At 61.8% G+C, this 1,378-nt stretch carries 1 protein-coding gene; it reads right to left on the reverse strand.

The annotated features are described in order from the left end of the window. Positions 1–50: 50 nt before the first annotated feature. Positions 51–1,256, reverse strand: a complete 1,206-nt coding sequence (locus FCU40_RS22970) for an IS256 family transposase (protein ID WP_168078113.1) — start codon at positions 1,254–1,256, stop codon at positions 51–53. Positions 1,257–1,378: the final 122 nt, after the last annotated feature.

The following is a 1,378-nucleotide window of genomic DNA, read 5'->3' on the forward strand; positions in this document are numbered from 1 at the left end:
GGTCACGTCCGTCAAGCTGGTGTAATTTTCTGGATGGCCTGAGGGCATGATCAGGCGGCTTTTGTGGTTATGCTGAGGATGGGATCGATCTCCTCCTTGTCGATCTGTGCGAATGCCTCGACCATCATGTAGCGGCTTGATGTCTGCCATTCGTCATTTTGCTCGAACAGTACGGCGCCGATCAAACGCGTGATGGATGCCTCATTGGGGAAGATCCCGACGACATCGGCGCGTCGCTTGACCTCCTTGTTCAGGCGTTCAATTGGGTTCGTGCTGTGCAGCTTGGTGCGATGCTGGCGCGGGAATGACATGTAGGCCAGCACGTCGTGCTCGCTGGCATCCATGAGATCAGCCAGTTTTGGCCAGCGCGGGCGCAGTTGCTCTGCGACCTTTCGCCAGGTTTCGCCGGCATGGGTGCGGTCGGGTTGATCGAAGGCCTGCCGGATGGCAGCGGCGACGACGGTATGCTGGCCACGCGAGACATGGGCCAGGGCGTTGCGCATCCAGTGGACGCGACAGCGTTGCCAGGTTGCTTCGAAGACCCGGGCGATGGCGGCTTTGAGCCCTGTATGCGCGTCGCTGATGACCAGTCTGACGCCTCCCAAGCCGCGAACACGCAGGGATCGAAGGAACTCGGTCCAGAATGTCTCGGCCTCGGACGGGCCGATACCGAGGCCGATGATCTCACGGCGTCCCTCGGTGTTGGCGGCCACGGCGATTATTGCCGCGACTGGTACGATCCTTCCGCCCTGGCGCACCTTCAGATAGGTGGCGTCAAGCCAGAGATAGGGCCATTCGCCGGTGAGCGGGCGGTTCAGGAACTCGCCGACACGTTCGTCGATGTCCTTGCACAGCTTCGACACCGTGCTCTTCGAAATGCCGCTCAGCCCCATGGCCTGCACCAGCTCATCGACGCGGCGGGTCGATACGCCACTGATCCACGCCTCCTGGATGACGGCCACCAGCGCCTGCTCCGAGGTCTTGCGCGCTTCGAGAAAGCCCGGGAAGTAACTGCCTTGACGCAGCTTGGGAACCCGCAGGTTCAGCGTGCCCAGACGGGTATCGAGAGCGCGCTCTCGATACCCGTTACGCCACGTCGTGCGTTCGCCGCTGCGCTCGTGCTTGCCAGCGCCGATCAGGCCTTCGACATCCGCCTCCATGATCAGCTGCAGGACGGCCTCGGCAATGCTGCGCAGAAAGTCTCCCTGATCGTGCTTGGCCAGAAGGTCGGACAGGTCCATGTTCGTCTTGGTCATCGGGGTCTCCATGTGGTCCGGGGTTGAAGTCGGCAAACTCCACCTCGACCATACACCTCGATGGCCACCCAGGATCACACCGTGGACGGCACTGAAATTACACCAGCTCCTCGGACGCTACC

Source organism: Caulobacter sp. SSI4214 (assembly GCF_012184455.1).
GTDB lineage: Bacteria > Pseudomonadota > Alphaproteobacteria > Caulobacterales > Caulobacteraceae > Caulobacter > Caulobacter vibrioides_E.